Origin of the sequence: Hymenobacter daecheongensis DSM 21074 (assembly GCF_900141805.1) — a bacterium.
Lineage (GTDB): Bacteria > Bacteroidota > Bacteroidia > Cytophagales > Hymenobacteraceae > Hymenobacter > Hymenobacter daecheongensis.
In genome coordinates this window covers 161,911-185,558 of record NZ_FQYN01000002.1, presented here as the reverse complement: position 1 = coordinate 185,558, position 23,648 = coordinate 161,911, and the positions used below count along the sequence as shown (strand labels likewise).

The 23,648-nt window shown below is 58.0% G+C and carries 14 protein-coding genes; 7 read left to right on the top strand and 7 right to left on the bottom strand.

From position 1 onward, the window contains the following. Positions 1 to 37: 37 nt before the first annotated feature. Positions 38 to 526: a hypothetical protein gene (locus BUB62_RS03690; RefSeq protein WP_073106362.1), complete on the bottom strand. Its 489-nt coding sequence runs from the start codon at positions 524 to 526 to the stop codon at positions 38 to 40. Positions 527 to 669: 143 nt separating this feature from the next. On the opposite strand from BUB62_RS03690, the gene BUB62_RS03685 reads away from it, so the two are divergent. The 3 genes from BUB62_RS03685 to BUB62_RS03675 all read left to right on the top strand — a co-directional run bounded on the left by BUB62_RS03685 (position 670) and on the right by BUB62_RS03675 (position 4,034). Then, positions 670 to 1,836, top strand: coding sequence for a 1-deoxy-D-xylulose-5-phosphate reductoisomerase (locus BUB62_RS03685; RefSeq protein ID WP_073106358.1), 1,167 nt, complete (start codon positions 670 to 672; stop codon positions 1,834 to 1,836). A 184-nt stretch (positions 1,837 to 2,020) separates the two neighbouring features. Further along, positions 2,021 to 3,361, top strand: coding sequence for an RIP metalloprotease RseP (rseP, locus tag BUB62_RS03680; RefSeq protein ID WP_234988622.1), 1,341 nt, complete (start codon positions 2,021 to 2,023; stop codon positions 3,359 to 3,361). A gap of 178 nt (positions 3,362 to 3,539) precedes the next feature. Beyond that, on the top strand, positions 3,540 to 4,034 hold the full coding sequence (locus BUB62_RS03675) for a DUF6702 family protein (RefSeq protein ID WP_143164011.1): 495 nt from the start codon (positions 3,540 to 3,542) through the stop codon (positions 4,032 to 4,034). Positions 4,035 to 4,314: 280 nt separating this feature from the next. Here the strand turns inward: BUB62_RS03675 and BUB62_RS03670 are convergent, their stop codons facing one another. After that, positions 4,315 to 6,207, bottom strand: coding sequence for an OmpA family protein (locus BUB62_RS03670; protein WP_073107269.1), 1,893 nt, complete (start codon positions 6,205 to 6,207; stop codon positions 4,315 to 4,317). Positions 6,208 to 6,636: 429 nt separating this feature from the next. Here BUB62_RS03670 and lon point away from each other — a divergent pair, with 429 nt between their 5' ends. From lon to BUB62_RS03650, 4 genes are all read left to right on the top strand, one after another. Beyond that, on the top strand, positions 6,637 to 9,093 hold the full coding sequence (lon, locus tag BUB62_RS03665; RefSeq protein ID WP_073106351.1) for an endopeptidase La: 2,457 nt from the start codon (positions 6,637 to 6,639) through the stop codon (positions 9,091 to 9,093). Between the two features lie 287 nt (positions 9,094 to 9,380). Beyond that, on the top strand, positions 9,381 to 10,445 hold the full coding sequence (gene porQ, locus BUB62_RS03660; protein WP_073106348.1) for a type IX secretion system protein PorQ: 1,065 nt from the start codon (positions 9,381 to 9,383) through the stop codon (positions 10,443 to 10,445). Positions 10,446 to 10,563: 118 nt separating this feature from the next. Continuing rightward, a complete protein-coding gene (gene hslU, locus BUB62_RS03655) occupies positions 10,564 to 11,973 on the top strand; it encodes an ATP-dependent protease ATPase subunit HslU (protein ID WP_073106345.1) in 1,410 nt (469 codons plus the stop codon). A gap of 114 nt (positions 11,974 to 12,087) precedes the next feature. Then, complete coding sequence (locus tag BUB62_RS03650; RefSeq protein WP_073106342.1) at positions 12,088 to 12,819, top strand: SDR family NAD(P)-dependent oxidoreductase; 732 nt, start codon at positions 12,088 to 12,090, stop codon at positions 12,817 to 12,819. A gap of 131 nt (positions 12,820 to 12,950) precedes the next feature. Here the strand turns inward: BUB62_RS03650 and BUB62_RS03645 are convergent, their stop codons facing one another. From BUB62_RS03645 to BUB62_RS03625, 5 genes are all read right to left on the bottom strand, one after another. After that, the gene (locus BUB62_RS03645) at positions 12,951 to 13,556 is read right to left on the bottom strand and encodes a hypothetical protein (RefSeq protein ID WP_073106339.1); all 606 of its coding nucleotides are present in this window, start codon (positions 13,554 to 13,556) and stop codon (positions 12,951 to 12,953) included. Positions 13,557 to 13,599: 43 nt separating this feature from the next. Continuing rightward, the gene (locus BUB62_RS03640) at positions 13,600 to 15,282 is read right to left on the bottom strand and encodes a SusD/RagB family nutrient-binding outer membrane lipoprotein (RefSeq protein WP_073106336.1); all 1,683 of its coding nucleotides are present in this window, start codon (positions 15,280 to 15,282) and stop codon (positions 13,600 to 13,602) included. A 20-nt stretch (positions 15,283 to 15,302) separates the two neighbouring features. Then, positions 15,303 to 18,548, bottom strand: coding sequence for a SusC/RagA family TonB-linked outer membrane protein (locus BUB62_RS03635; RefSeq protein ID WP_073106334.1), 3,246 nt, complete (start codon positions 18,546 to 18,548; stop codon positions 15,303 to 15,305). Positions 18,549 to 18,801: 253 nt separating this feature from the next. Then, a complete protein-coding gene (locus tag BUB62_RS03630) occupies positions 18,802 to 20,271 on the bottom strand; it encodes a SusD/RagB family nutrient-binding outer membrane lipoprotein (RefSeq protein ID WP_073106331.1) in 1,470 nt (489 codons plus the stop codon). 8 nt (positions 20,272 to 20,279) lie between these two features. Beyond that, positions 20,280 to 23,522: a SusC/RagA family TonB-linked outer membrane protein gene (locus BUB62_RS03625; RefSeq protein WP_073106329.1), complete on the bottom strand. Its 3,243-nt coding sequence runs from the start codon at positions 23,520 to 23,522 to the stop codon at positions 20,280 to 20,282. Between the last annotated feature and the right edge of the window lie 126 nt (positions 23,523 to 23,648).

Here is a 23,648-nt window from a genome sequence, read left to right as displayed (position 1 = left end):
TCGACAAGCTCAGCATGACGTTCTTTATTAAGAGAAACTAACCCATCTTCGGCAGCAAACCCGAAATCCCCTTAATATTCAGCCGCACGAAGTTCTTCACCCGCTCAAACTTGGCGGTGGTTTCTTCCAACTCCTCGTCCTTTTCCAGCTTGCTTGGCCGACGCACGTCCAGCAGCGCGAAGATGGTTTCGGCGATGTCCATGTAGCCCAGAATCATCAGGAGCAGAAGCTTCTTTCCGTCTTCCTCGTAGCTTTTGGTGCGCACGGCTTTCACCAGGCTGTCGAGCTGGGTGGTTTCGTCGATGTACAGGTCGCGCAGCTGGGCGCGGTGCTGCTGGTAGTCGAGTAGCACCTGGGGCTCGAAGGCGGCGGGGGAGAAGGGGAAGGCATCGGTGAACGACGTGGCGGCGCGGAAGTCCTTTTCGGCGGCGTACACGGTTTCCAGGTGCTTTTGCAGGCTGGTCCAGAGCCCGTTGCGGGCTTTGTCGAAGGCGGAAGGACTGACGGCGGGCGTAGGGCTGGTCACGGGCGTAGAAAGGGCTAAAACCCAAAGTACGGGCTTTTCGGGCCGTAGGTGCACGGAAGGCGGCCCGAACGCGGCGGCAAGCCAAACTTCCCCGTACTTTTGCCTACCAGCGCTCTGCGCTTCCCCGCATCTGAATTCCCGTAATGTCTGCTTCCCCCAAACGCGTCACCCTGCTCGGCTCCACCGGCTCCATCGGCACCCAGGCCCTCGACGTGATTCGCGCCCACCCCGGCCGCTTCCGGGTGGCGGCGCTGTCGGCCCAGTCCAACGCCAGCCTGCTGATCCGGCAGGCGCTGGAGTTCCGGCCCGCCGCCGTGGTCATCGGCGACGAGCGCCAGTATGACCTCGTGAAAGCCGCCCTGGCCGGGCAGCCCACCGAAGTGCTGGCCGGGGCCGCTGCCCTCACCGAAATAGCCGGCCGCCCCACCACCGATATCGTGCTGACGGCGATGGTAGGCTACGCAGGTCTGCTGCCCACGGTGGCCGCCATCCGGGCCGGCAAAGACATTGCCCTGGCCAACAAGGAAACCCTCGTAGTAGCCGGCCAGCTCATAACGGAGTTGGTCAAAAAGCACGGCGTGGGCCTGTATCCCGTCGATTCGGAGCACTCGGCTATTTTCCAGTGCCTGGTCGGGGAGGAGCGCAATCCGATTGAGAAAATCATTCTTACGGCGTCCGGTGGCCCGTTTCGGGGCCGCACGGCCGCGCAGCTGGCCACCGTCACCAAAGCCCAGGCCCTGAAGCACCCAAATTGGGATATGGGCGCCAAAATCACCATCGACTCGGCCTCCTTGATGAACAAGGGCCTGGAAGTGATTGAGGCCAAGTGGCTGTTTGGGCTCCGGGATGACCAGATCGACGTAGTAGTGCATCCGCAGAGCATTATTCACTCGCTGGTGCAGTTTCAGGATGGCTCCCTCAAGGCCCAGCTCGGCCTGCCCGATATGAAGCTACCCATTCAATACGCCCTGGGCTACCCCGAGCGCCTGCCGTCCGACTTCCCCCGCTTCTCCTTCCTCGACTATCCCCAGCTCACTTTCGAGCAGCCCGACCGCGCCACGTTCCGCAATCTGCCCCTGGCCTTCGAGGCCATGCGCCGCGGCGGTAACGCGCCCTGCGTGCTGAACGCGGCCAACGAAGTGGCCGTGGCCGCCTTTCTGCGCGACGAAATCGGGTTTCTGGAAATGCCCACGCTGGTCGAAAACTGCCTCACCAAGGTTTCGTACCTTGCCACTCCTTCCCTCGACGACTATGTGCAAACCGACGGCGAAACGCGCCGCGTCGCGCAGGAATTAGTTGGGCGGGGGTAGGGTTGCTGCAATAGCCTGCTTCATTTTGCGTCTGTCATCCTGAGCAAAGCGAAGGACCTTATCACGGCCGAACGGCAATCGTTGGTACGACTTGTTCCAACCTGATAAGGTCCTTCGCAAGCGTACGCCAGATAAAGGATGACAGCCCGTTTTCTTAAACTTTCCCCACTTCCCCGATTTCGCTTTGGAAATAGTAATCATGGCCGGCCAGATGCTGCTGGGCCTTTCCATTCTGGTTGGTTTGCACGAGTTCGGCCACTTCGCGGCGGCCAAGTACTTCAAGATCCGGGTCGATAAGTTCTACATCTTCTTCGACTTCCTGTTTCCGATGCCGGGCGTGATGAATTTCGCGCTGCTCAAAAAGAAGATCGGCGAGACGGAATACGGCCTGGGCTGGTTTCCGCTGGGCGGCTACGTGGCCATCCACGGCATGATCGACGAAACCACCGACGCCGACCAGCTTTCCGCTGAGCCGCAGCCCAACGAGTTCCGCTCGAAGCCGGCCTGGCAGCGCCTTATCGTGATGCTGGGTGGCATTATCATGAACGTCATCACCGGCATCGTCATCTTCTCGCTGCTCACCTTTAAGTATGGCGAAGAATATTTGCCCGCTTCGGAGGTGAAATACGGCGTGCAGCCCAACGAGCTGGGCCAGAAAATCGGCTTCCGCACCGGCGACAAAATCGTGAAGATCAACGGCCGCCCGTTCACCGAGTTCGACGACGTGTATAAGCCTGATGTGCTCATCGGGCAAAACGGCTACTACACCGTGGAGCGCAATGGCCAGCTGGTCGACATCCGCGTGCCCGTGGACTTCATGGACCAGCTCTCCGACAAAAACCAGACACCCTTCGTGCTGCCGCTGAATCCGTTTGAGGTCGGCCAGATTTCGTCGGGCAGCCCCGCCGCCAAGGCCGGCGTGCAGGTCGGTGACCAGATTTTGAAAGTAGGCGGCCAGGATACGCGCTTCTTTCCCCAGCTGCAGGCGGCCCTGAAAGCCAATGCCGGCAAGGCCACGCCGCTGCTGGTGAAGCGCGGCGCGGAAACCCTCACGCTGACAGCTACCATCGACGAGGACGGCAAACTGGGCTTCATGCCCAAGTCCTTGCTGCGCTCGGCCACGCGCACCTACGGCCTGGCCGAATCGGTGCCGGTGGGCACCAAAAAGGCCTTTGGCGTGATTACAACGCAGCTCACGGCCTTCGGTAAAATCTTCCGCGGCGAGGCCTCGGCCCGCAAGTCGTTGGGTGGGCCGATGGCCATTGCCCAGCAATATGGCGGGCAATGGGACTGGGAGCATTTCTGGCTGCTCACCGGCATGCTCTCGATGGTGCTGGCCTTCATGAACCTACTGCCCATTCCAGCCCTGGATGGCGGCCACGTCATATTCCTGCTCTACGAGATGATAGCCGGCCGCAAGCCCTCGGACTCGTTCCTCGAAAACGCCCAGAAAGTAGGCATGGTCCTGATTCTGGGGCTGATGGTCTTCGTGATTTTCAACGACGCCATCAAAGCTATTTTCTAAGCCAATTTGAACTAGAACTAAAAGCTCCCCTCCTTTTTTAAGGAGGGGTTGGGGGTGGTCAGCTAGAGCTAGAAGTCGTTAGGCGGATAGCTAATTCTAGTCATCGTTCAACGATTGAACCACCCCCAACCCCTCCTTAAAAAAGGAGGGGAGCTAGTTTTTTAACCTTAGCCCTGGTATGCGTCGTCTGATTCTTCTGCTTTTGCTGCTTGCTGCCGGCCTCGCCGCCGCGGCCCATACCTACCACGCCTCCATCATGGAGGTGCGCTACAATGCACCGAAACAGCAGCTGGAAGTAGCCCTGAAAGTCTTTACCGATGACTTCGAGAAAGCGCTTTCCGTCGATCAGCCCAAGCCTATCAGCCTCACCGAAACGCCCAAAGCCCAGGTCACGCCGCTGCTCACGGCCTTGCTCAGCCGCTCCATCAGCTTCGGCACCAAGCCCGGCGAGGCGCTGCCCATACGCCTCATCGGCTTCCAGAAGGAAAGCGACGCGCACTGGGTTTACTTCTCGGTGAAGCTGGCCAAACCCATAAAAGGCATTTACCTGCGCCACCGCCTGCTACTTGATATTTTCCCCGACGAAATGAACATCGTGAACGTGGAAGCCAACGGCCGGAAGCAAAGCGCCCTGTTCCGCGACGGCGAGGAAAGCCAGCGGCTGCAGTGGTAGTCCCCTCATCCGGAAACCCCTTACCCCCGCCAGGGCATCCGTTGGTCCTCTGAACCTAGCCGGCTGTCCGGCGAGCACAGCTGGTTGTCCTCTGAACCTAGCCGGTTGTCCGGCGGGCACACCTGGTTATCTTTCGAACCTAGCCGGTTGTCCTCGCCGGACACTTGGTTGTCCCCTGAACCTAGCCGGTTGTCCGGCGAGGACACCTGGTTGTCCTCGCCGGACATGCTACGGCCCCGCCCGGTACTACCGGGCGGGGCCGTAGCATCGGGCTTACCCCTTACTTCCACTCCACGCCGCCCGAATCGTCCTTGCTCTCGCCCTCCGGCTTGAGCAGCCGGAACTCCACGCGGCGGTTGATGCTGGCATCGGCTTCCGTTGCTTCATCCTTCAGCGGCTGCGAGCTGCCGTAGCCCATACTTTCGATGCGGTTGGGTTTGAGCTTGCCTTTTAGCTCGATGTATTTGCGGATGGCCTCGGCACGGTCCTGCGAGAGGGTCATGTTCGCGTCGGGGTCGCCGCTGGTATCGGTGTGGCCCGAGATGCTGAGCCGGAACGTGGGGTGGTCGACCAAGAACAGGGCAATGCGGTCCAGGGTCTGGTGCATGGCGGGGCGAATATTGGCCTTACCGGGGTCAAATTCGATGTTTTTGAAGATCAGCGGAATCTTGTAGTCGATGGAGTTGGTCATGAGCTTCATCACCGTGTCGCCCTTCAGCTCAAACTGCTTTTCCACGCTGAAAAAGTCCGGGCTCTGAATCAGCATCACGTAGTGCGAGCCCTCAATCAAGTCGAAGGCAAACGTGCCGTCGGGCCGCACGTACTTGCTGGCCACCTCAATGCCATTGTCGGTATCGATAATGCTCACGATGCCGCCCAGCGGCTTCCCCGCCACCGAGTCGATTAGTGTGCCCTCGACGTGGGTGGTGGCCAGCGGCTGGGCCTCCATGGGCAGCGGGAAGGAGTAGAGGTCCAGGTTTTTCAACTCCTTTTCCTCCGAGCGGGCATAGTACAGGTCCTTCGAGTCGCTGTCGATGGTGAAGTAGTACTCCGAGCCCTTGCCGTTCACCAGCGGCCCGATGTTGCGCGGCTCCTGCCAGCGCCCCCGCACGCGGTACGTTTTGTAGATATCGAAGTCGCCGTAGTTGAGCAATTGTCCGCGCGAGCTGAAGTAGAGCACGTGGTAGAGCGGATGATAATACGGGCTCACCTCACTCTCGCGGGTGTTCACCACCGGCCCCAGGTTCTCGGCTTTGCCCCAATGCCCGGCCTTGTTTTTGGCCGTGTACCAGATGTCGGAAAGCCCGAAGCCGCCGAGCCGGTCGGAGGCGAAGTAGAGCGTATCCTCGTTGGGCGAAAGGGTCGGCTGCGAGTCCCAGGCCGTCGAGTTCACCTGCATACCCAGGCTTTTGGGCACCGACCACTGCCCGTCTTTAAACGACGACACGAACAAATCGCAGTTGCCGTGGCAGCTGGGGCACTCACAGCGGGCAAAGTACAGCGTTTTGCCATCCTTGCTGATGCAGGCCGAGCCTTCGTTGTAGGGCGAGTTGATGGGCTTGGGCAGCGGCTCGGCGTCGCTCCACGACACGCCCTCCTTGTGGGCCGTGTACAGATCTTCGTCCACAATGCCGTTGATGCCGCGCATCTTGCGCTTCGAGGAAAAGATAATCTGGTCGGCGCCGGTGTTCAGCGTGGGGCCGTAGTCTTCCCGCTTCGAGTTGATGGCGTCGCCCATGCTCGTATACACGCCCTTGGGCGGATGAAACGTGGCAATGCTCTTGCGGTATTCCACAATGTCGTAGTAGGCCTTTAGCGGCACGTACAGGTCGGCCGTTTTCTGCTCCAGCGAGTCGTAGTAGAGCTGAACTTTATGGATATCCTGGCGGCGGTGCTTGAGGGCGAGGCGGAAGTAAGCCTTGGCTTTTTCCTCGTTGCCGGCCTTTTCGTGCAGCTGGCCCAGCCGCCAGAGCATCTGGGTGTTTTTGTAGAAATTCTGGATGCCGAACTGGCTCACGTAGACTTCGAGCAGCTGGCGGGTCTGATTCCAGTTGCGGCGCTTTTCGGCCTTGCCAATGGCCCGCAGCGCCTTTTTGTCCTCGAAGTAGGCCACGCGGTTCACGTTCGGGAAGTCCGGGTTGGCATCGGGGCGCAGGCGCAGCTGGCGGGTCATTTTGCTGCTGAGCTTGTGCTGTTTGAAGGGCGCGCCACTGGGCTGCTGAGCGTGCGTGAGCCCGCAGGCACCAAGGAAAAGGAATAGAAAGGCCGGACGTAAAAAGCGAAGCATAATGGAATAAGGCACAAAAGCCGGCCCTTTCGGCGCGGCCAAGGCCAAAAATAGGGATTTTCTCATGCAAGTTGGCTATTGCCCGCGTCTGCCGGAGTGGCCGAAACCTGTGCCGCCTTGTCGGGCCGCGGGGCGTAAATAAGCCGGGACGCGTGGTGGCATAGCACTTGCCAAAACAGTATCTTCGGAACCTTCCCCGCCGCGAGGCGGGCGGTTTCGTGCGCGGGCTGTCATTCTGACACCGCCGCCTTTCTCCTTTGCCCGCTCCTGAACTCTGTGATTTTGCCTAAATCTGCCCTTTCTCCGCTGCTGCTGATGACCGAAGATCCCGCCGAAGTAGTGTCCATCGTGGCCACCGACCCCGACCAGACCCTCGGCCTGCAGGAGGCTCCCGATGTGCTGGCCCTGCTGCCGGTGCGCAACACGGTGCTGTTTCCGGGCGTGGTGCTGCCCGTCACGGTCACGCGCAAAAAGAGCATTAAGCTGGTGCGCAAAGCCTACCGCGGCAACAAGATAGTGGGCGTGGTGGCCCAGAAGAACACCCAGAGCGACGATCCGGCCCTCACCGACCTCTACCAGGTGGGCACCATGGCCAAAATCCTGAAGCTGCTGGTGCTGCCTGACGGCAACACGACCATCATCATTCAGGGCCAGAGCCGCTTCAAAATAGAAGAGGAAACCCAGAACACGCCCTACCTTATGGCGCGCGTGAGCTACCTGCCGGAGGTGTTTCCGGGCAAGATGTCGAAGGAAGTGAAGGGCCTGGTGAGCACGCTCAAAGACGCGGCGGCCAAGATGCTCAAGCTCAATCCCGAGATTCCGCAGGAAGCCCAGATGGCGCTGGATAATATTGAGTCGCCCTCGTTCCTGACCCATTTTCTCTCGTCCAATATCAACGTGGAAGTGGGCCTGAAGCAGAAGCTGCTCGAAATAAACGATGGCGTGGAGCGCGGCACCATGCTGCTGGAAATGATGCTGAAGGAAATTCAGCTGCTCGAAATCAAGCACGAAATCCAGACCAAGGTTCACACCGACATCGACCAGCAGCAGCGCGACTACTTCCTGCGCCAGCAGATCAAAGTGCTGCAGGATGAGCTGGGCTTCGACGGTCCCGACCAGGAAGTGGAAAAGCTGCGCCAGCGGGCCAAGACCAAAAAGTGGCCCGAATCAGTAGCGAAGCACTTTAATAAGGAGCTGGAAAAGCTGGCCCGCATCAACCCGCAGGCCGCCGAATACCCGGTGAGCGTGAACTACGTGGAGTTTCTGCTCGATTTGCCCTGGGCCGAGTATACCAAGGACAACTTCAACCTGAAGCGCACCCGCAAAATCCTGGACCAGGACCACTACGGCATGGAAAAGGTGAAGGAGCGCATCATCGAGTATCTGGCCGTGCTCAAGCTGAAGCAGGACCTGAAAGCCCCGATTCTGTGCCTCTACGGCCCGCCCGGCGTGGGCAAAACCAGCCTGGGCCGCAGTATTGCGCACAGCCTGGGCCGCAAATACGTGCGCATGAGCCTGGGCGGCGTGCGCGACGAGGCCGAAATCCGAGGCCACCGCAAAACCTACGTGGGGGCCATGCCCGGCCGTATCATTGCCCAGATCAAAAAGGCCGGAGCCTCCAATCCGGTGATTGTGCTCGATGAAATCGACAAAATCAACTCCGATTTCCGTGGCGACCCGTCGTCGGCCTTGCTCGAAGTGCTGGACCCGGAGCAGAACTCCACCTTCACCGACAACTACCTGGAGGTGGAGTACGACCTGAGCAAAGTGCTGTTCATTGCCACCGCCAACTCCCTGGATACCATTCAGCCCGCCCTGCGCGACCGGATGGAAATCATTGATCTGACGGGTTATACGCTGGAGGAGAAAACCCAGATTGCCAAGAAGCACCTCTGGCCCAAGCAGCTGGCCGAGCACGGCCTGAGCCTGAAGGACGTAAACATCACCACCGCGGCTTTGCAGCGCGTGATTGACGACTACACCCGCGAAAGCGGGGTGCGTAGCCTGGAGCGCAAGCTCGGGGCCGTGACGCGCAACATTGCCAAGAACAAGGCCATGAAGGAGCCGTTTCCAGAATCGCTGGAGCCCAAGGACATTACCCGCATCCTGGGCGCGGCTATTTTCGACCGGGATATCTACCAAGACAACGAAACCGCCGGCGTAGTCACGGGCCTGGCCTGGACGAGCGTGGGCGGCGATATTCTGTTCATCGAAAGCCTGCTGAGCCGGGGCCGGGGCAAGCTAACGCTCTCCGGCCAGCTCGGCGACGTGATGAAGGAGTCGGCGGTGACGGCGCTGAGCTACCTGCGCAGCCGCGCCGAGGAGCTGGGCATCGACTACCGCTTGTTCGACCAGTACGACCTGCACATTCACTTCCCCGAGGGGGCCGTGCCCAAAGACGGTCCCAGCGCCGGCATTGCCATCTTCACCAGCATTGCGTCGGTTTTCACCCAGCGCAAAATCCGCAGCCACCTGGCCATGACGGGCGAAATAACCCTGCGCGGCAAAGTGCTGCCCGTGGGTGGTATCAAAGAGAAGATCTTGGCCGCCAAGCGGGCCGGCGTGCGCGACATCATTCTGTGTCACAAAAACCGCAAGGATATCGAGGAAATCCCGGCCGAATACGTCAAGGACCTCAACATCCACTACGCCGACCGGGTCGATGATGTACTGAAAGTGGCCCTGCTGGACGAGCTGGTGGCACATCCGCTGAAACTGGTCGTGCGCGATGAGCCCGCGCCGCCGTCCGGCCCAAGCGTGGAGGTGTCGTAGGCGCGGCCTTGTCCGGGAGGTTTCCCGCATTCACGGCAGGGCTGCGGGGCTGCCCCGCAGTCCTGCCGCATTCATAGGAAAGCAAAGGGAGTTACCCACCGACCTCCCGCATTCGTGGGCAGGCCGCGGGGCGGCCCCAAGGCTCTCCCGCATTTGCGGCGGCCTTCCGGGACGGTCCGGCTGCTTTCTCGCACCCAGGTAAAAGCGGTGAGATTGCCCGGAGAACAATAAAAGGCCGGATTCGGCGTCTTATCAGGGATACCCCCGAAACCCCGTATCTTAGACCTATGAACCGACTGTTACGCCGCCGCGCCGTCTATCTGTTATCTGCGTTGGGCCTGGCTCTGGGGGCCACCAGGCCCGCTGCCGCCCAGATTGGCGGACAGCAGGCATTTTCCTTTCTCAACCTGGCACCCAGCGCCAAAATTTCGGCCCTGGGCGGCGTCAACGTTTCGGCCCGCGACGCGGATGCCTCCATGCTGTTTGCCAACCCCGCCCTGCTGAACGCCGACATGGACGGCCGACTGGTCCTGAGCTACGTCGATTACCTGGCCGATATCAAGCAGAGCACAGCCGCTTACGTGTTCAACACGCCCCATGTGGGCCGCGTGGGCGTGGGCCTCACGTATCTGAGCTACGGCAAGTTTGAGCAGTTCGACGCGGCCGGCAACAGTCTGGGCACCTTCAGCGTGAGCGAATACGCCCTGCAGGGCTCCGACGCCTACACCAGCGGCAATATCACCATGGCCGGCACGCTCAAGCTGGCCGTGTCCGGTATTGCCGGCAACCACTCGGTGGCCGCATTGGCCGATGTGGGCGGCGTATTCAAGCATCCCACCCAGGATTTTACCGTGGGGCTGGCCGTGAAAAACGCCGGCATTCAGCTGCGGGCCTACGACGGAGCCGGGCGCGAGCCAATGCCGCTGGATGTGCAGCTGGGCACCTCCTTCAAGCCCGAGCACATGCCCTTGCGCTTTTCTATCACGGCTCATCATTTGCAGCAGCTCGATATCGTGTACCTCGACCCCAACGTGCGCGGGCCGCTGGGTGATGACAACCTGGAAAAAAAGCCAAAAAAGACCCTCGGCGACAAAATAGCGCGGCATTTTGTGGTAGGAGGGGAGCTGCTGCTGGGCAAAAACCTCAACCTGCGAGTGGGCTACAACCACTTGCAGCGCCGCGAGCTGCGCCTCGAAAATACCTCCGGTGGGGCCGGCCTCAGCTTCGGCGTGATGGTGCGCATCAGCCAGTTCCAGTTCGACTACACCCACGCTTCCATTCACGCCGCGGGCGGGGCCAACTATTTTACCGTGGCCCGCAACATCAATTCCCTCTTCAAGCAAACGGATTAGCCCCACGGCTGTTGTGGCCCGGTGCAGCGGCTAGTGAAGCCGTCGGGTCGCCCGGCCCACGGCTCCGCAAGCTGCACCGGGCCACACCCTGCATTTCCCCGCCCTCTTTATCCCACCTATGCTCGACGCTGCTTCTTTCCTCACCCCGGCCCAGATTGTGGCCGAACTCGACAAATACATTATTGGCCAGCACGAGGCCAAGCGTCACGTAGCCATTGCGCTGCGCAACCGCTGGCGCCGCCTGCACGCCCCGGCCGATATGCAGCAGGAAATCGTGCCCAACAACATCCTCATGATCGGCTCGACGGGCGTGGGCAAAACCGAAATTGCCCGCCGCCTGGCCAGCATTTCCGGCGCGCCATTCACCAAAGTAGAGGCTTCCAAATTCACGGAAGTGGGCTACGTGGGCCGCGACGTGGAAAGCATGGTGCGCGACCTGGTGGAGCAATCCGTGAATATGGTGAAGCAGCGGCGCAAGGAGGACGTGAAAATCCGCGCTGCCCAGGCCGTGGAGGACGTTATTCTGGATGCCCTCATTCCGCCCGTCACGGCCAGCGGCGGCGGCGTGAAGCCTGCCGTAGGCTTCGGCACCGACGGCAGCGCTATGCCCGATTCGGACTACGAGCTGAACGAGCGCACGCGGGAGAAATTTCGCCTCAAAATCCGCAGTGGCGAGCTGGATGAGCGTAAAATCGACATCAAGGTGCAGCAGAACAACGCGCCTGGCATTGGCGTGGTAGGTGGCCCCGGCGGCATGGATGAAGCCTCCATGGCTGGCCTGCAGGATATGTTGAGCGGGATGCTGCCCAAGAAAACGCGCAAGCGCAACGTCACCATTGCCGAGGCCCGCAAGCTGCTCTTCGACGAGGAAGCAGCCAAGCTCATCGACATGGATGAGGTGAAGGACGAAGCCATCCGGCAGGCCGAAAACGCGGGCATCATCTTCATTGATGAGATTGACAAAGTAGCCAGCCGCAGCGGCAAGGGCGGCAGCGGCCCCGATGTGAGCCGCGAAGGCGTGCAGCGCGACCTGCTGCCCATTGTGGAAGGCTCGGCCGTGAGCACTAAATACGGCATCATCAACACCGACCACATCCTGTTCATCGCCGCCGGCGCGTTCCACGTTGCCAAGCCCAGCGACCTGATTCCGGAGCTGCAGGGCCGCTTCCCCATCCGCGTGGAGCTGCAGAGCCTGACCAAAGACGACTTCTACCTCATTCTTAAGGACCCCAAAAACGCCCTCACCAAGCAGTACCAGGCCCTGCTGCAGGCCGAAGACGTGGAGCTGACCTTCGACGACGCGGCCCTGGAGCGCCTGGCCGAAATTGCCTTCGAGGTGAATGCGGAAGTCGAAAACATCGGTGCCCGCCGCCTGAACACGGTCATGAGCCGCCTGCTCAACGACATCCTTTTCGACGTGCCCGACCGCATCGGGGCCAACGCCCACATCCTCATCACCCGCGAGTTGGTCGAAGAGCGTCTGCGCGGCATGGTCAACAACCGCGACCTGAGCCAGTACATTCTGTAGAAGTGAAATAGTGAAATAGTGAGATGGTGAGTTCAATGTTCGGTTTGCGCAAATTCTGCCGTTTGCGTATTCAGAACAGAAAACTCACCATCTCACCATCTCACTATCTCACTAATGCACTACTACATCATCACGGGGGCCAGCCGGGGGCTGGGCAAGGCGCTGGCCGAAACCATCCTGCGGCAGCCTGATACCTACGTCATGGGCGTGTCGCGGCACGCCACCATCCAGCATGAGCGCTACCACCATCAGCCCCTCGACCTCTCCGATATACTGGCGGTAGAGAATAACCTGCACAAGGTATTTCCCCACTGGCCCGATGCGGCCAGCCTGACGCTCATCAACAACGCGGCCGTGCTGGGCGAAATCGGCTACCTGGGCGAGCAGCCCAACGAGCACTTCAACTTCGTATTCGACGTGAACGTGGTAGCGCCGGCCATGCTCATGAATACCTTCCTGCGCACCTATGGGCCGCTTTCTGTGCCGCGCACCATCCTCAACATCAGCAGCGGAGCCGCCCAGAGCCCCATTGATGGCTGGAGCGCCTACTGCGCCTCCAAAGCCGCTCTGGAGTCGTTGTCGCAAACGGCGCAGAAGGAGCAGAGTCGGCGCGGTTCCGGTATTCGCATCCGCAGCCTGTCGCCGGGCGTGCTCGATACGGCTATGCAGGAACACATCCGCACCGCTGCCGAGCAGCAATTCAGCGAAGCGGCGCGGTTTGCAGCCCTGCACGCCACCGGCCAGCTGGCAACCCCGGAAAGCGTAGCGGAGAAAATAGTAGCCTGGCTGCAAAGACCGGCCCCGGCCGAGGAGCCTGTACTTCTGCGCCTCACCAATATTGGTTAGCAGCACTTGGGCCCAGGTGTTGAATCAAAAGCAGGGTCTTTTCTTGACCTGACAAAGCAAAAAACGCCGGCTCCCATGTGGGAGCCGGCGTTTTAATGAAACGACGAAATTAGCTCAGCAGACAGCGCCGGCTATTTCTGGACAATGCTGGCTACAGCCGCGAAAGGAGCATTGGTCTGGGCACCGGTAAGCACGCCGTTCTTGTCCCGCGGGGTCAGAACGATGCGCCGACCGTCCTGCAGAATGTATTCGAACGTGAAGACGAAAGCATCGGGAGCTATACCAGCCGGCCGCGGCACGATGGCCAGCTTGATGAGCTGAACTTCTTGCCCCGCAGCATTTAACCGCTTAATATCAGCAATAGCCTCGTCTCCATTCAGGCGCACGGTGGCCGGAAAGCTAGTATAAGTGCCTACCAATGTCGGCTTGCTGTTGTCCACCGAGGTGGCATTGGTGCGGCGGAACGTCTTGTAAACTTCTACGGCCGCCAGCTTGGTGTCACGCTGGTCGCCGGGGTCGAAAGTAAATTCGATTTCCGGCAGCACGAATCCCGGAGGGTAGGGGGGGCGGGTCGTAATCAGCTTGAAGTCGAAAGTGGATTTGCCTTCGGTGAACTTAGGGAATATGACGGGGGCGTACTCTACCGCCGGAAGAGGGTCTTTGCTGTCATCCTTGCAGGAAGAGAGCAGGCCGTTGGTCGAAACCAGCGCAGCCAGGATGATAAAAAGCTTTTTCATAGAAAATTTGAAGCGAAAAAAGGGAAGCAGGACTGGCCGCGCCTCAGCGCTTGTCCCAGAAAATGCGCGTCGATACTACGTCCGGCTGTTCCCGCGGCGCGTTAGGATTGATTTGCAGCTCCGACAGCTGGTACGTGAGGCGGCGCGGGAACGAGCCTTGGCCTACCGTCTGTGGATCGTTGTCGTCTACGGTGCCGGGGGCAGGGTTCGACGGGTTGACCGGACCAGCATTGTCCGCGCGGTCGGGCACCGTAATGTTAGGGTAACCCGTGCGGCGGAAGTCAGTGTACGCATCCAGCCCAAAGCCGAAGCTGGCAATGTACTTCTCGGTCATGATGGCGTTGAGCCGGCCATTGGTAGTCGTGGCCCGGTCAAATCGCAACAAGGCCTCGGCAACATACTTGCTGATACTGGGCTTGCTCGTGTTCGGGTCGGTTTCCGGAATTATGGGCACCAGCTCAGGAGCTGCCTGAAACTTAACTGCATTCGGAATCCCTTCGGCCTGGGCAATGTCATTAAGCTTTTTAAAGCTGGCACGTACCCCTTCCTCGTAGGCCGTGCGGGCGGCAGTCGGGTTGTTTAATACCGTTAGCTGCAGCTCAGCCTCCGTAAATTTGCGGCTGAAGAAGGTGAGCAGCCGTTGGGCCACTGTGCCCTTGCCGTACGTGGCATCGGCATTGCCGCCTTTGCCGGCATCAAAGCGGCCACCAACCGGATACAGGCCGGGCAGCGTCCGCACGCCGGTGTTGTTAGCGCTGGCATTGGCCCCGGTGCTACCAAATTTAACGGTTACAAAGTTTCCGTTTTGATAATCAGCTATCGCTACTGTGCCAGTTGCCTGGTTGTAGAAATAGTAGGGGATGCGCGGGTCACGGTTGGTGTTCATCAACTCGAAGAAGTACCGGCCGATGGTATTTTCCCGGCCCGAGTTCACATAGTCGCCGATGTAGCCCAGGTTGCGGTTGTCGGGCTGCGTAGAGGCACCATACTTCAGCTCGAAGTCCTCATTAGATAGTAGCAAGTTGTCTGGCGTGGCCAGCAGCGCTCTTACGTCGCTGGATACATCACGGGTCAGGCGAATCTGGTTGTAGAGCTTGAGCTTCAGCGTACGGCCGAAATGCGACCACGCGCTCATGGAGCCACCATACATCAGATCCTCGCCGCCGGGCGTACGGGCCGAGGTTTTAGCCAGGTTGGCAACACCCTCGTCGATCAGACGAAACAGGTCCGCGTAAATCTCGCTGTCCTTGTCAAATTTCGGAGCCTTGTTGGCCGTGCCCAGCAACCCTTCCGAATACGGAAGGTCGCCCCACATGTCCACCATCTGGCTTACCACGTAGGCTTTCTGCAGCTGCGCGATGCCTACGTAGCCCCAGGCCTGCTCGGCCGTGCCCTGCTTGATGATCTGCTCGTTGTTGATAAGCATATCGGCATACAGCCCCGACCACTGGTTGGTAAAGGAGTCGCCGTTTTGCTGGAAAGTCCCGATGCCGCGCGTGGTGGAAAGCTGCTGCATGAGCGCGGCCGTGGGCTGGCTCAGGCCGTTTACGCTGAAGCCCAGGTAAGTGCCCATAGCCACCTGCGTCACGGGTAGCAGGTCGCTGAGCCGGGCCGCGGAAGGGTTCAATGGGTCTACATTGACTTTGAAGAAGTCGCTGCACCCGGTATTGGTTGCCAATAGCCCCACGAGGGCTACGGCAATAGAAGCTTTACGGTACGTATTCATGGAATGAAGAGAGGCCATTATTAGAAGGTAACGCGCAGGTTTACGCCATAGCGCCGCGAGGAGGGCGCGTTGGTGTATTCAAAGCCCTGAGCATTGGCAGCCCCGAAGGTGCTGGTTTCGGGGTCGAAGTTGGTGTACTTCGGCAGGTTAGGCGAATACCAGTATAGGTTGCGACCCGACAGCGAGATGTTCACGCCGCCAATGGGGGTTTTCTGGAGCAGCGTCTGGGGCAGATCATAGCCCAACGAAACTTCGCGCAGACGCACGGTAGTAGCATCGTAAATCGAGAATTCGTCGGCACTGTTGATGGCCGCGTTGCCGAAATACAAGTCGTTCAGCGTGATGGCGCGGTTGTTAGGACCACCGCCCTGCCCTTCGGGCAGCGGTTGGCGGGTATCCGGGTTGCCGAATACGCCTTTGATGATCACCGTTTTGTCGCGGTCTTCAGTGTCTTTCGTTACACCCCGGCCCAGGTACTGCTGCAGCGTAGTGCTGTACAGGTCGCCGCCCTTGCGGTAGTCAATCACCGTGTTCAGCGTCAGGCCTTTAAAGCTGAAGCTGTTGATGATGCCCATCGTGAATTGCGGGTTTGGGTTAGCAATCACCTGCTGCTCCACGGCCCGAATGATGAAGCCGTTGGCCGGGTTGATGAGGATATTGCCGGCATCGTCGCGGGCAGCTACGGAGCCCGTAATCTCGCCGTACGGCCGACCTGCTACCTGCAGGGCCCGAGGGCCACCCACGAAGCTGGTCGAAATCAGGATGGCATCTACGCCGGGCGTAAGCTCCTCGATAGTGTTCTTGTTGTGCGTGAAGTTGGTGGTGCTGGTCCAGCGGAAATTCTTGGTTTCTACCGGAATCAGCGTGGCAGCTACTTCAATGCCTTTGTTGGATACTTCCCCAAAGTTGGTCACTTCGGCGAGGTAGCCGGAGCTGGCCGGGCGCGAAATGGCCGCAATCTGGTTGGTAGTGCGACGGTCGTAGTAAGTGGTGTTCAGCTGAACACGGTTTTTCAGGAAAGCCAGCTCCAGACCGGCTTCTACCTCCGTGGTGAACTCCGGCGTGAGACCGGGGTTGCTGATGGTGTTGCTCAATGCCAAGCCAGGCGTGCTGAGGAAGGGGAAGCTGCTGGTGCCGGCATTATTACCATATTCCGGATTTACACTATAGCGCGTCGGGCCCGCGTCGTAGGGCGAGGCATCGTTGCCGGTACGGGCAACGGCGGTACGCACCTTGCCCATCGTCAGCCACGAGTAGTCCAGACCCAGCGCCTCCGTAAAGATTACCGAAACGCTACCGCTAGGGTAGAAGAACGACCGGCCACTCTGACCGATTTCACCTTTCTTGTTCAACGTCGAGGAGAAGTCATTCCGACCCCCGAAGGTCAGGAATGCCCAGTCTTTGTAGCCGACAGTCACGTCCGTGAGCACGCCCAGCAGGCGGCGCTTCGCGAAATCGGCTCCGTTGGAGTTCTTTTCGACGGTATTGCTGAGATTATCGATACCAAAAACGATAATCTTGTTGCCAACGAACGAAGTAGCTTCGAACGTGCGCTGGTTGACGTTGGTGCCCAGCGTGGCTTTCAGGCTGATGTCTTCGGTCAGGTTTTTGTCGAGGGCCAGAAGCAGGGTTTGCTCCAGTTCGGTGTTTCGGATGTTATCCTCCACAATATTGCCCAGACCACCCGCGCCCACCGAACCCGGCCGCACTGTGGTGCGTCGCGCATCAGTGTAGGTATTCACCCCACCCGAATAATTCAGCGTCAGCCAATCTTTGAACGCATAACCCATCCGGATGCTGCTAACCATACGGTCGACGCGGGAGGTGTACGTGTTGTTGATCGTGGACCAGATTGGGTTATCCGCCTGCCCGGTCAGCCAGCCAAATACTGAGGCATTGTTGAGCGGGTTGGTGTTTGGCAGCCCCTGCAGATCCATGTTGCGGGGCATAAACAGCACCCGCGAGAAAGCCGAGGAGTTACCGATGGCGTTGTTAGCTCCCAGTTGCGGGCCCTGCTGCTGCGAGTTGGTGTAGGCCACGTTGCCGCCCACTGTAAACTTGTTGAAGTGGCCCGAACCGCCGGCGCTGATGTTGCTGCGCACAAAAAACGAGTTCGGAATCATGCCCTGGTTATCGGCACGCGACAATACGGCTGTGAAGCTGGCGTTGTCGCCGGTGCCGGTCAGCGAAACAGAGTTTTCGAATACGCGCCCGGTATTGAAAAAGTCCTTTACGTTGTTCGGGTAAGGCTGATATGTGGTCGTGGCATTGGCGTATTCCGGAAAGCCCAGCAGGATATCGGGTTTGTTGATGCCATTGGGGTTGTTGACTCCGAAGGAGTAGGGGTGGTCAAGGGTACGGCCATCGAAGCGTGGGCCCCAGGTGCCGTTGGTCAGGCCGTAGTTGAACTGGCTGCCCGAGCCGTACGTGTTCTGATAGTCAGGCAAACCTGCAATTTTCTCAATCGAATACGAAGTGCTGTAGCCAATCTGCACGCCTTTCGGACCGCGGGTCCCGCTGCCGGTCTTGGTCGTGATGACGATTACGCCGTTGGCCGCGCGCGAGCCGTAAAGAGCGGCTGCCGCACCGCCCTTCAGCACGTTAATCGAGGCGATGTTGTTTGGGTCAATGTCAGCCGTCCGGCTGGAATAAGCCGCGCCACCGCTCAACTGGTTGTCCGAGTTGGTCTGCCGGTTGTCGTAAGGCACACCATCCACCACAAACAGCGGCTGGTTGTTGCCCAGCAGCGACGTGTTGCCCCGAATGGTAATCCGGGCCGATGAGCCTGGTACACCGCTCGAGCTGATGATATTCACCCCCGGAATCTTGCCCTGCAGCGTACGCAGCACATCCGGCTCCGACTTCTGTACCACCTGCTCACTCTTGATTTCGGTCACGGCATAGCCCAGGGCCCGCTTCTCGCGGGAGATACCCAGGGCCGTTACTACTACCTCGCTAAGCTGCTTGCTATCTACGGTCAGCGTTACGTCAATCGTCTTGCTGGCTCCAATCGGCATCGTTGAGGACGTGTAGCCCAATTGCTTGAACTCCAGCGTCGTGGCATTGTCGGGCACCAACAGCGTGTAATTGCCGTCAGAGTTGGTGGCCGTGCCAATGGTTGTGCCTTTCACCAGCACGCTCACGCCCGGCAATCCTTCGTTGGTACTCGCATCAAGTACTTTCCCCGACACAGCCTTGTTCTGCGCCCAGGAACGCCCAACAAAGATCAATGACAGGAATAAACTCAGTAGTATGAGTTTTTTCATGAAAAAAGTGTTAAAAATGAAACAATAGGGTGGAAGAAGAGAATCTGCCTTTGCAGCTAAAATTACTGTAAATTTTCTTGCCTGTCTGCATGTGCTTTAGAATGTTGAGCAGGATACTACAGCGACATCGACTGCCGGTCTGAATCAATATTTTTTTTAGAATTTGTCCTTTCGTCATTAGCACAGTATAGGGCAAAAAAAGAAGGGCTGCCAACTTGGCAACCCTTCTAATTATTGTACGAAATCCGTGATACTAGAGCTTATCCCAGAATACTTTGGTGCCCACATTATCACCTCCAATAGCGCTGGCAGCAGCGTTGTAGTTGGTGGTATTGAGGTTCTGCTCAATGATCGGGTAAGTCAGGCGGAATGGAATATCCGTTCTGGCCAAATTAGCCTTCGTTAGCTTTGGCGAGTCTAGACGTCTCCATTCACGGTAGGCGTCAACTGGCTGGTTGTACAAAGCAATCCACTCCTGAACACCGATCTTTTCCTTGGGCGTTGCCCCCGAAGCAGCGTCGGAGTACTTAACACCAGGCTGGGCCAGGTAAGCGGTAGCCTCAGCAACCGTACCACCCCACTCCTGAATGGAAGCCGTGACACCAGCATTGTAATGCTCTTCAGCGGTGAGAGTACCCACGTTAAAGCCCCGGCTTGCCGCGTCAGCTTGCATGAATTTCACCTGCGCATAAGACATCAACACTGCCGGAGCCGTCTGGCTTTCCAGTTTGGTGCCCGGAGCTGAGAAGGATGCGTAAGCGTTGGCATTGCCATTGACCCCACCTTTATAAACAGGTGGTACCGTAGGAGTGCCTGTGCCAGCCAGTGGTTTAAAGAAGTCATCCCGACGAGGATCATTCAAGGCGTTCATCCTATCGACGAGCGTAGCCGAGGCGACAAAGTCTTTCCGACCACTCCGCACCAGATCTTCGAAGATTGGGTTGGAGTTAGGGAAGGTAGTGAAGGCCAAGTCAATGTTGTCAGCGTTGGCTGCCAGTGTCTTACCTGCTGTCTGCTCAGCCAATGTTTTGGCTTTTGCACCGTCAACATCAGCAATGGTGAGGGCCAGACGAAGTTTAAGCGAGTTAGCAAACTTTACCCACAGGGCCATGCTGCCGTTGTTAATCAGGTCAGGGCTAGTTGCGCCGGTTGCGTAACCAGCAGCAGTAGCATCCATCTGGTCAATAGCCGTGTTCAGCCGGTTGATAATGTCGGCATAGATGGCGGCATCATCGTCATACTTTGGCTGAGGCTTGCTGAAATCCAAAGCGTCAGTGTAAGGCACATCGCCATACGTATCCACCAGCGTAGCCCACGTATACACTTCCAGCACCTCAATAATGGCCAAGCGATTGGCTTTTACTTTGGGGTTGGTAATGGTAATGTCGGCAGCGATGAGGGTTTTGGCTTCTTTTAGGTCACGCAATACGTCGCGGTACAGCGGGCTCCAGAAGTTCAGCGGAATGTTACGCGTGTTGAGTTCGTAACGGCTTTCGTCGGCATACGTGGTAGCAGCCCACGACTGTACGAAGAAGCGGAACGTGTTAACGTTTACGCTGCTGCTCACTACGTTGCGAGCCAAAGCACGCTCGGCGTTGGATACAAGCGTCTGGCCCGGTACTACGCTGGCTTGCTTAGGGTCTACGTTGTAGTCATCCAAAGAGTCCACGCAGGATGTTGCAAGCAACATCGCGGGCAAAGCTAGGAGAAGAGACTTTTTCATTGGTCGAATTAGAAGCTGAGGCGGAGGTTAGCACCTACAGTACGCACGGAAGGATAGGCACCCGAAGAGTACCCCTGGCCCAGGTTACCCGAGCTCAAAGCGTCTTCCGGATCAGCGCCCGGCAGGTTGTTGTTGAAGATAAACAGGTTGCGACCTACCAGCGAAATCTCAGCGCCTTTCACAGCACCAACCTTCGACATGATAGACTGCGGCAGAGAATAGCTGAGCGTAAGTTCACGCAGTTTCACGAAGCTGGCATCATAAACGAACGCAGCGGCTGGGTTGGTCGAGATACCGAAAGCCGTATGGCCCGAGTCACCGGTGTTGTCAGCATACACGTCATTAGGCGAGCCATCAACTTTTACACCTGGGAATTTCACACCACCACCATCGGCCACATCGCTACGGGTTGGGTTGCCTTTGTCGTTGTTGCCAACGGTTTCTTCGGTCATACCCGTGTCCAAGCCGTAGGCGCGGTCAAGGGAGAACACATCGCCACCCTGACGGATGTCGAACAGGACGCTAAGAGAAAGACCTTTGTACGAGAAGGAGTTAGTGATACCACCGTTCCAGTCAGGAGTTGGGTTGCCAATAACTTCGTTGGCCGTAGCCGAGCGCAGGTACTGACCATCTTCACCAACCACTTTCTGACCATTCTTATACACGAAGTTGCTGCCGCGCAGCGAACCGTAAGGCTGACCTACAGTAGCGTTGCTCGTTACACCACCCTGGTAGCTGCCCAGTACGATGTTATCGGTACCCTGGTAGAGCGAAATTACTTTGTTCTGGTTCTTGGTCCAGTTGGCGTTGATCGTCCAGTTGAAAGCATCGGTACGAACCGGCGTGACGAAAGCCGTCAATTCCACACCACGGTTGCGAACCTCACCCGAGTTTACGAAACGCGAGTTGTAGCCGGTAGCAGTAGAAAGTTCAACTGCGAAGATCTGATCGAGAGTGCGCTGCTGATACACAGTTGCGTCGAAGCCAAAACGGTTTTGCAAGAATGCCATTTCAACACCGGCTTCAATAGCTTTGGTTCTCTCTGGAACCAGATCCACATTGTTTTTGGTGCCTGGCACTGAGAACAGCGGAATTGAGCCGAAAGCCGTTGGCTTATCATACACATCGAATACGCTCTGGATCGGGGCACCCTGACCTACTTCTGCGTAGTTGGCGCGTACTTTACCATACGACAGCCACGTAGCGTCCTTCATCAACTCCGAGAACACGAAGTTAGCAGCTACCGAAGGGTAGATGAACGCATTCTTCTTCTGGGGCAGCGTAGTCGATTTGTCGCGGCGAACCGTGGCATCTACGAAAATCATGTCGCGGAAACCAATGGTGGCGCTGGCAAAAATGCCATCTACACCACGCCGCTGCTCGTTTTCTACTGGTGGGTTAGCGGGGTTCAGCGAGTTGCCGATGGTGTACAGATCTGGAACTACCAGACCACCGTTGGTAGTGGCACGAATAGATTTGAAGGCTTCACGACGAACGTTTACGCCCACCAGTCCACGCAGGGAAACAGTTTCCGTCACATTCTTCGAGAAGTTGCCGATCAGATCGTAGTTGGCTTCGCGAGCAGTACGGTTGAAGCGGGTGTACGAAGGGATAGAGGTCGTGTTGGAGCCAACGGCAATCCGCTCTTCCTGCATCTCGTCGTACGTGTCCAAAGTTACGCGACCCAATACATTGAACCAGTCGGTCACTTTGTAAGTAGCGGCCACGTTGCCGAACGTGCGGAAACGCTCATCGTTCTGGAAGTTGCGGTTACGCGTCCAGTAAGGGTTGTTCCAGTAGAACGAAGAACTGGTGCCCGGGCCGTTCAGGTTCCAGCCGGCGTTCAGGCCCTGATAGTCATAAGCAGCTTTTTGCTCCTTAATATCAACGTTAGTCTGCCACCACTGACGGAACATCGTCATTGGGTTTGAGCCGTTTGCACCGTCGTAGCCAGTACCATAACGGCCTTTGCCATCTACGCGGGTGAAGTTCACCGAAGCACTGGTCGTGAGCTTGGGGGTCAGGTTCAAAGAGCCTGCGAAGTTGACAATGTTCTTGCCCACGCGGCTGTTTGGCAGCACACCCTTATCTACCACATTGTTGTAGCCCAGTTTGAAGTAGCCGTTGTCGTTGCCTCCATCAATGGAGAAGCTGTTGTTGGTGGTAATGGCCGTTTCGAAGAAAGTATCCGGACCGTTTTCAGCCGCTACCCAAGGCGTAGCCTTGCCGAAGTTCGGGTTGCCGGGAGAGAATGCACTCCACTGAAACACCCGCAGATTTGGATTGAAACGGGCACCCATCGAGGCATCGGCATCCAGCTGTGGATACAGATCCTTTTTGCCGTCGCCATCCAGATCTGCCTCGTTGAAATATGGATCGGTAGCAGAATCACCTACGCGGCCGTAGCCAGCGCCATACTCCTTCTGGTGTTTGATGAACGTGTCTTTGTTGATGCGGCCAGCAGTAACCCCGCTGTTGATCGTAACACCGAGACCTTTACGGCCTTTCTTGGTGGTGATGAGGATAACGCCGTTGGCAGCACGCTCACCATACAGAGCCGTTGCGGCAGCACCTTTCAGCACCGTCATGGTAGCAATGTCGTCTGGGTTTACGTCGGCACCAGCGTTGCCATAATCGTATCCACCCGTTCCGCGCTGCTGACCAGCCGTGTTGGTGTTCGAGTTGCTGATTGGAACACCGTCCACTACGAACAGGGCTTGGTTGTTACCCGTAATCGACTTGGTGCCGCGAATAACTACGTTGGACGAACCGCCCAGCGTGTTGCTCTGCCGCACGGTCAGACCAGCAACTTTACCCGACAAGCCGTTGATAAAGTTTGGGTTACGGGCCTTGGTGATTTCGCCACCTTCAACCTGCGCAGCCGAATAAGCCAGCGAGTTGCGGGTTCTCTCAACACCCAGAGCCGTTACTACTACTTCACCTAATTGCTTGGAGTCTACGCCCAGGCCAATGTCGATAGTAGAAGCAGTGCCGATAGGACGATCTACCGAGATATAGCCGATAGACGTGAACGAAAGCGTGGTAGCCGAAGCCGGTACGCTCAGCGTGTAAGTGCCATCCGAATTGGTGGAAGCGCCAATGGTGGTGCCCTTTACCAGAACGGTAACGCCGGGAAGGCCCTGACCGGTGGAACGGTCGGTGACCCGCCCTGAGATGGCCCTATCCTGCGCGATGGCCTGCTGCAACAGGCTAGTCATCAGCAGAATGACCACAAATAGTAGTTTTTTCATTTGACTGTTTGTTTGGTGAGTGAAGTGGTGAAAAAAGGTGATAAAAGTGGGCGAATAGGCAAGTATAGAGGGAAAAATGCCATTTAGCAACTTTTAGGAAACATAGCCAGCAGACTGACACGCTGC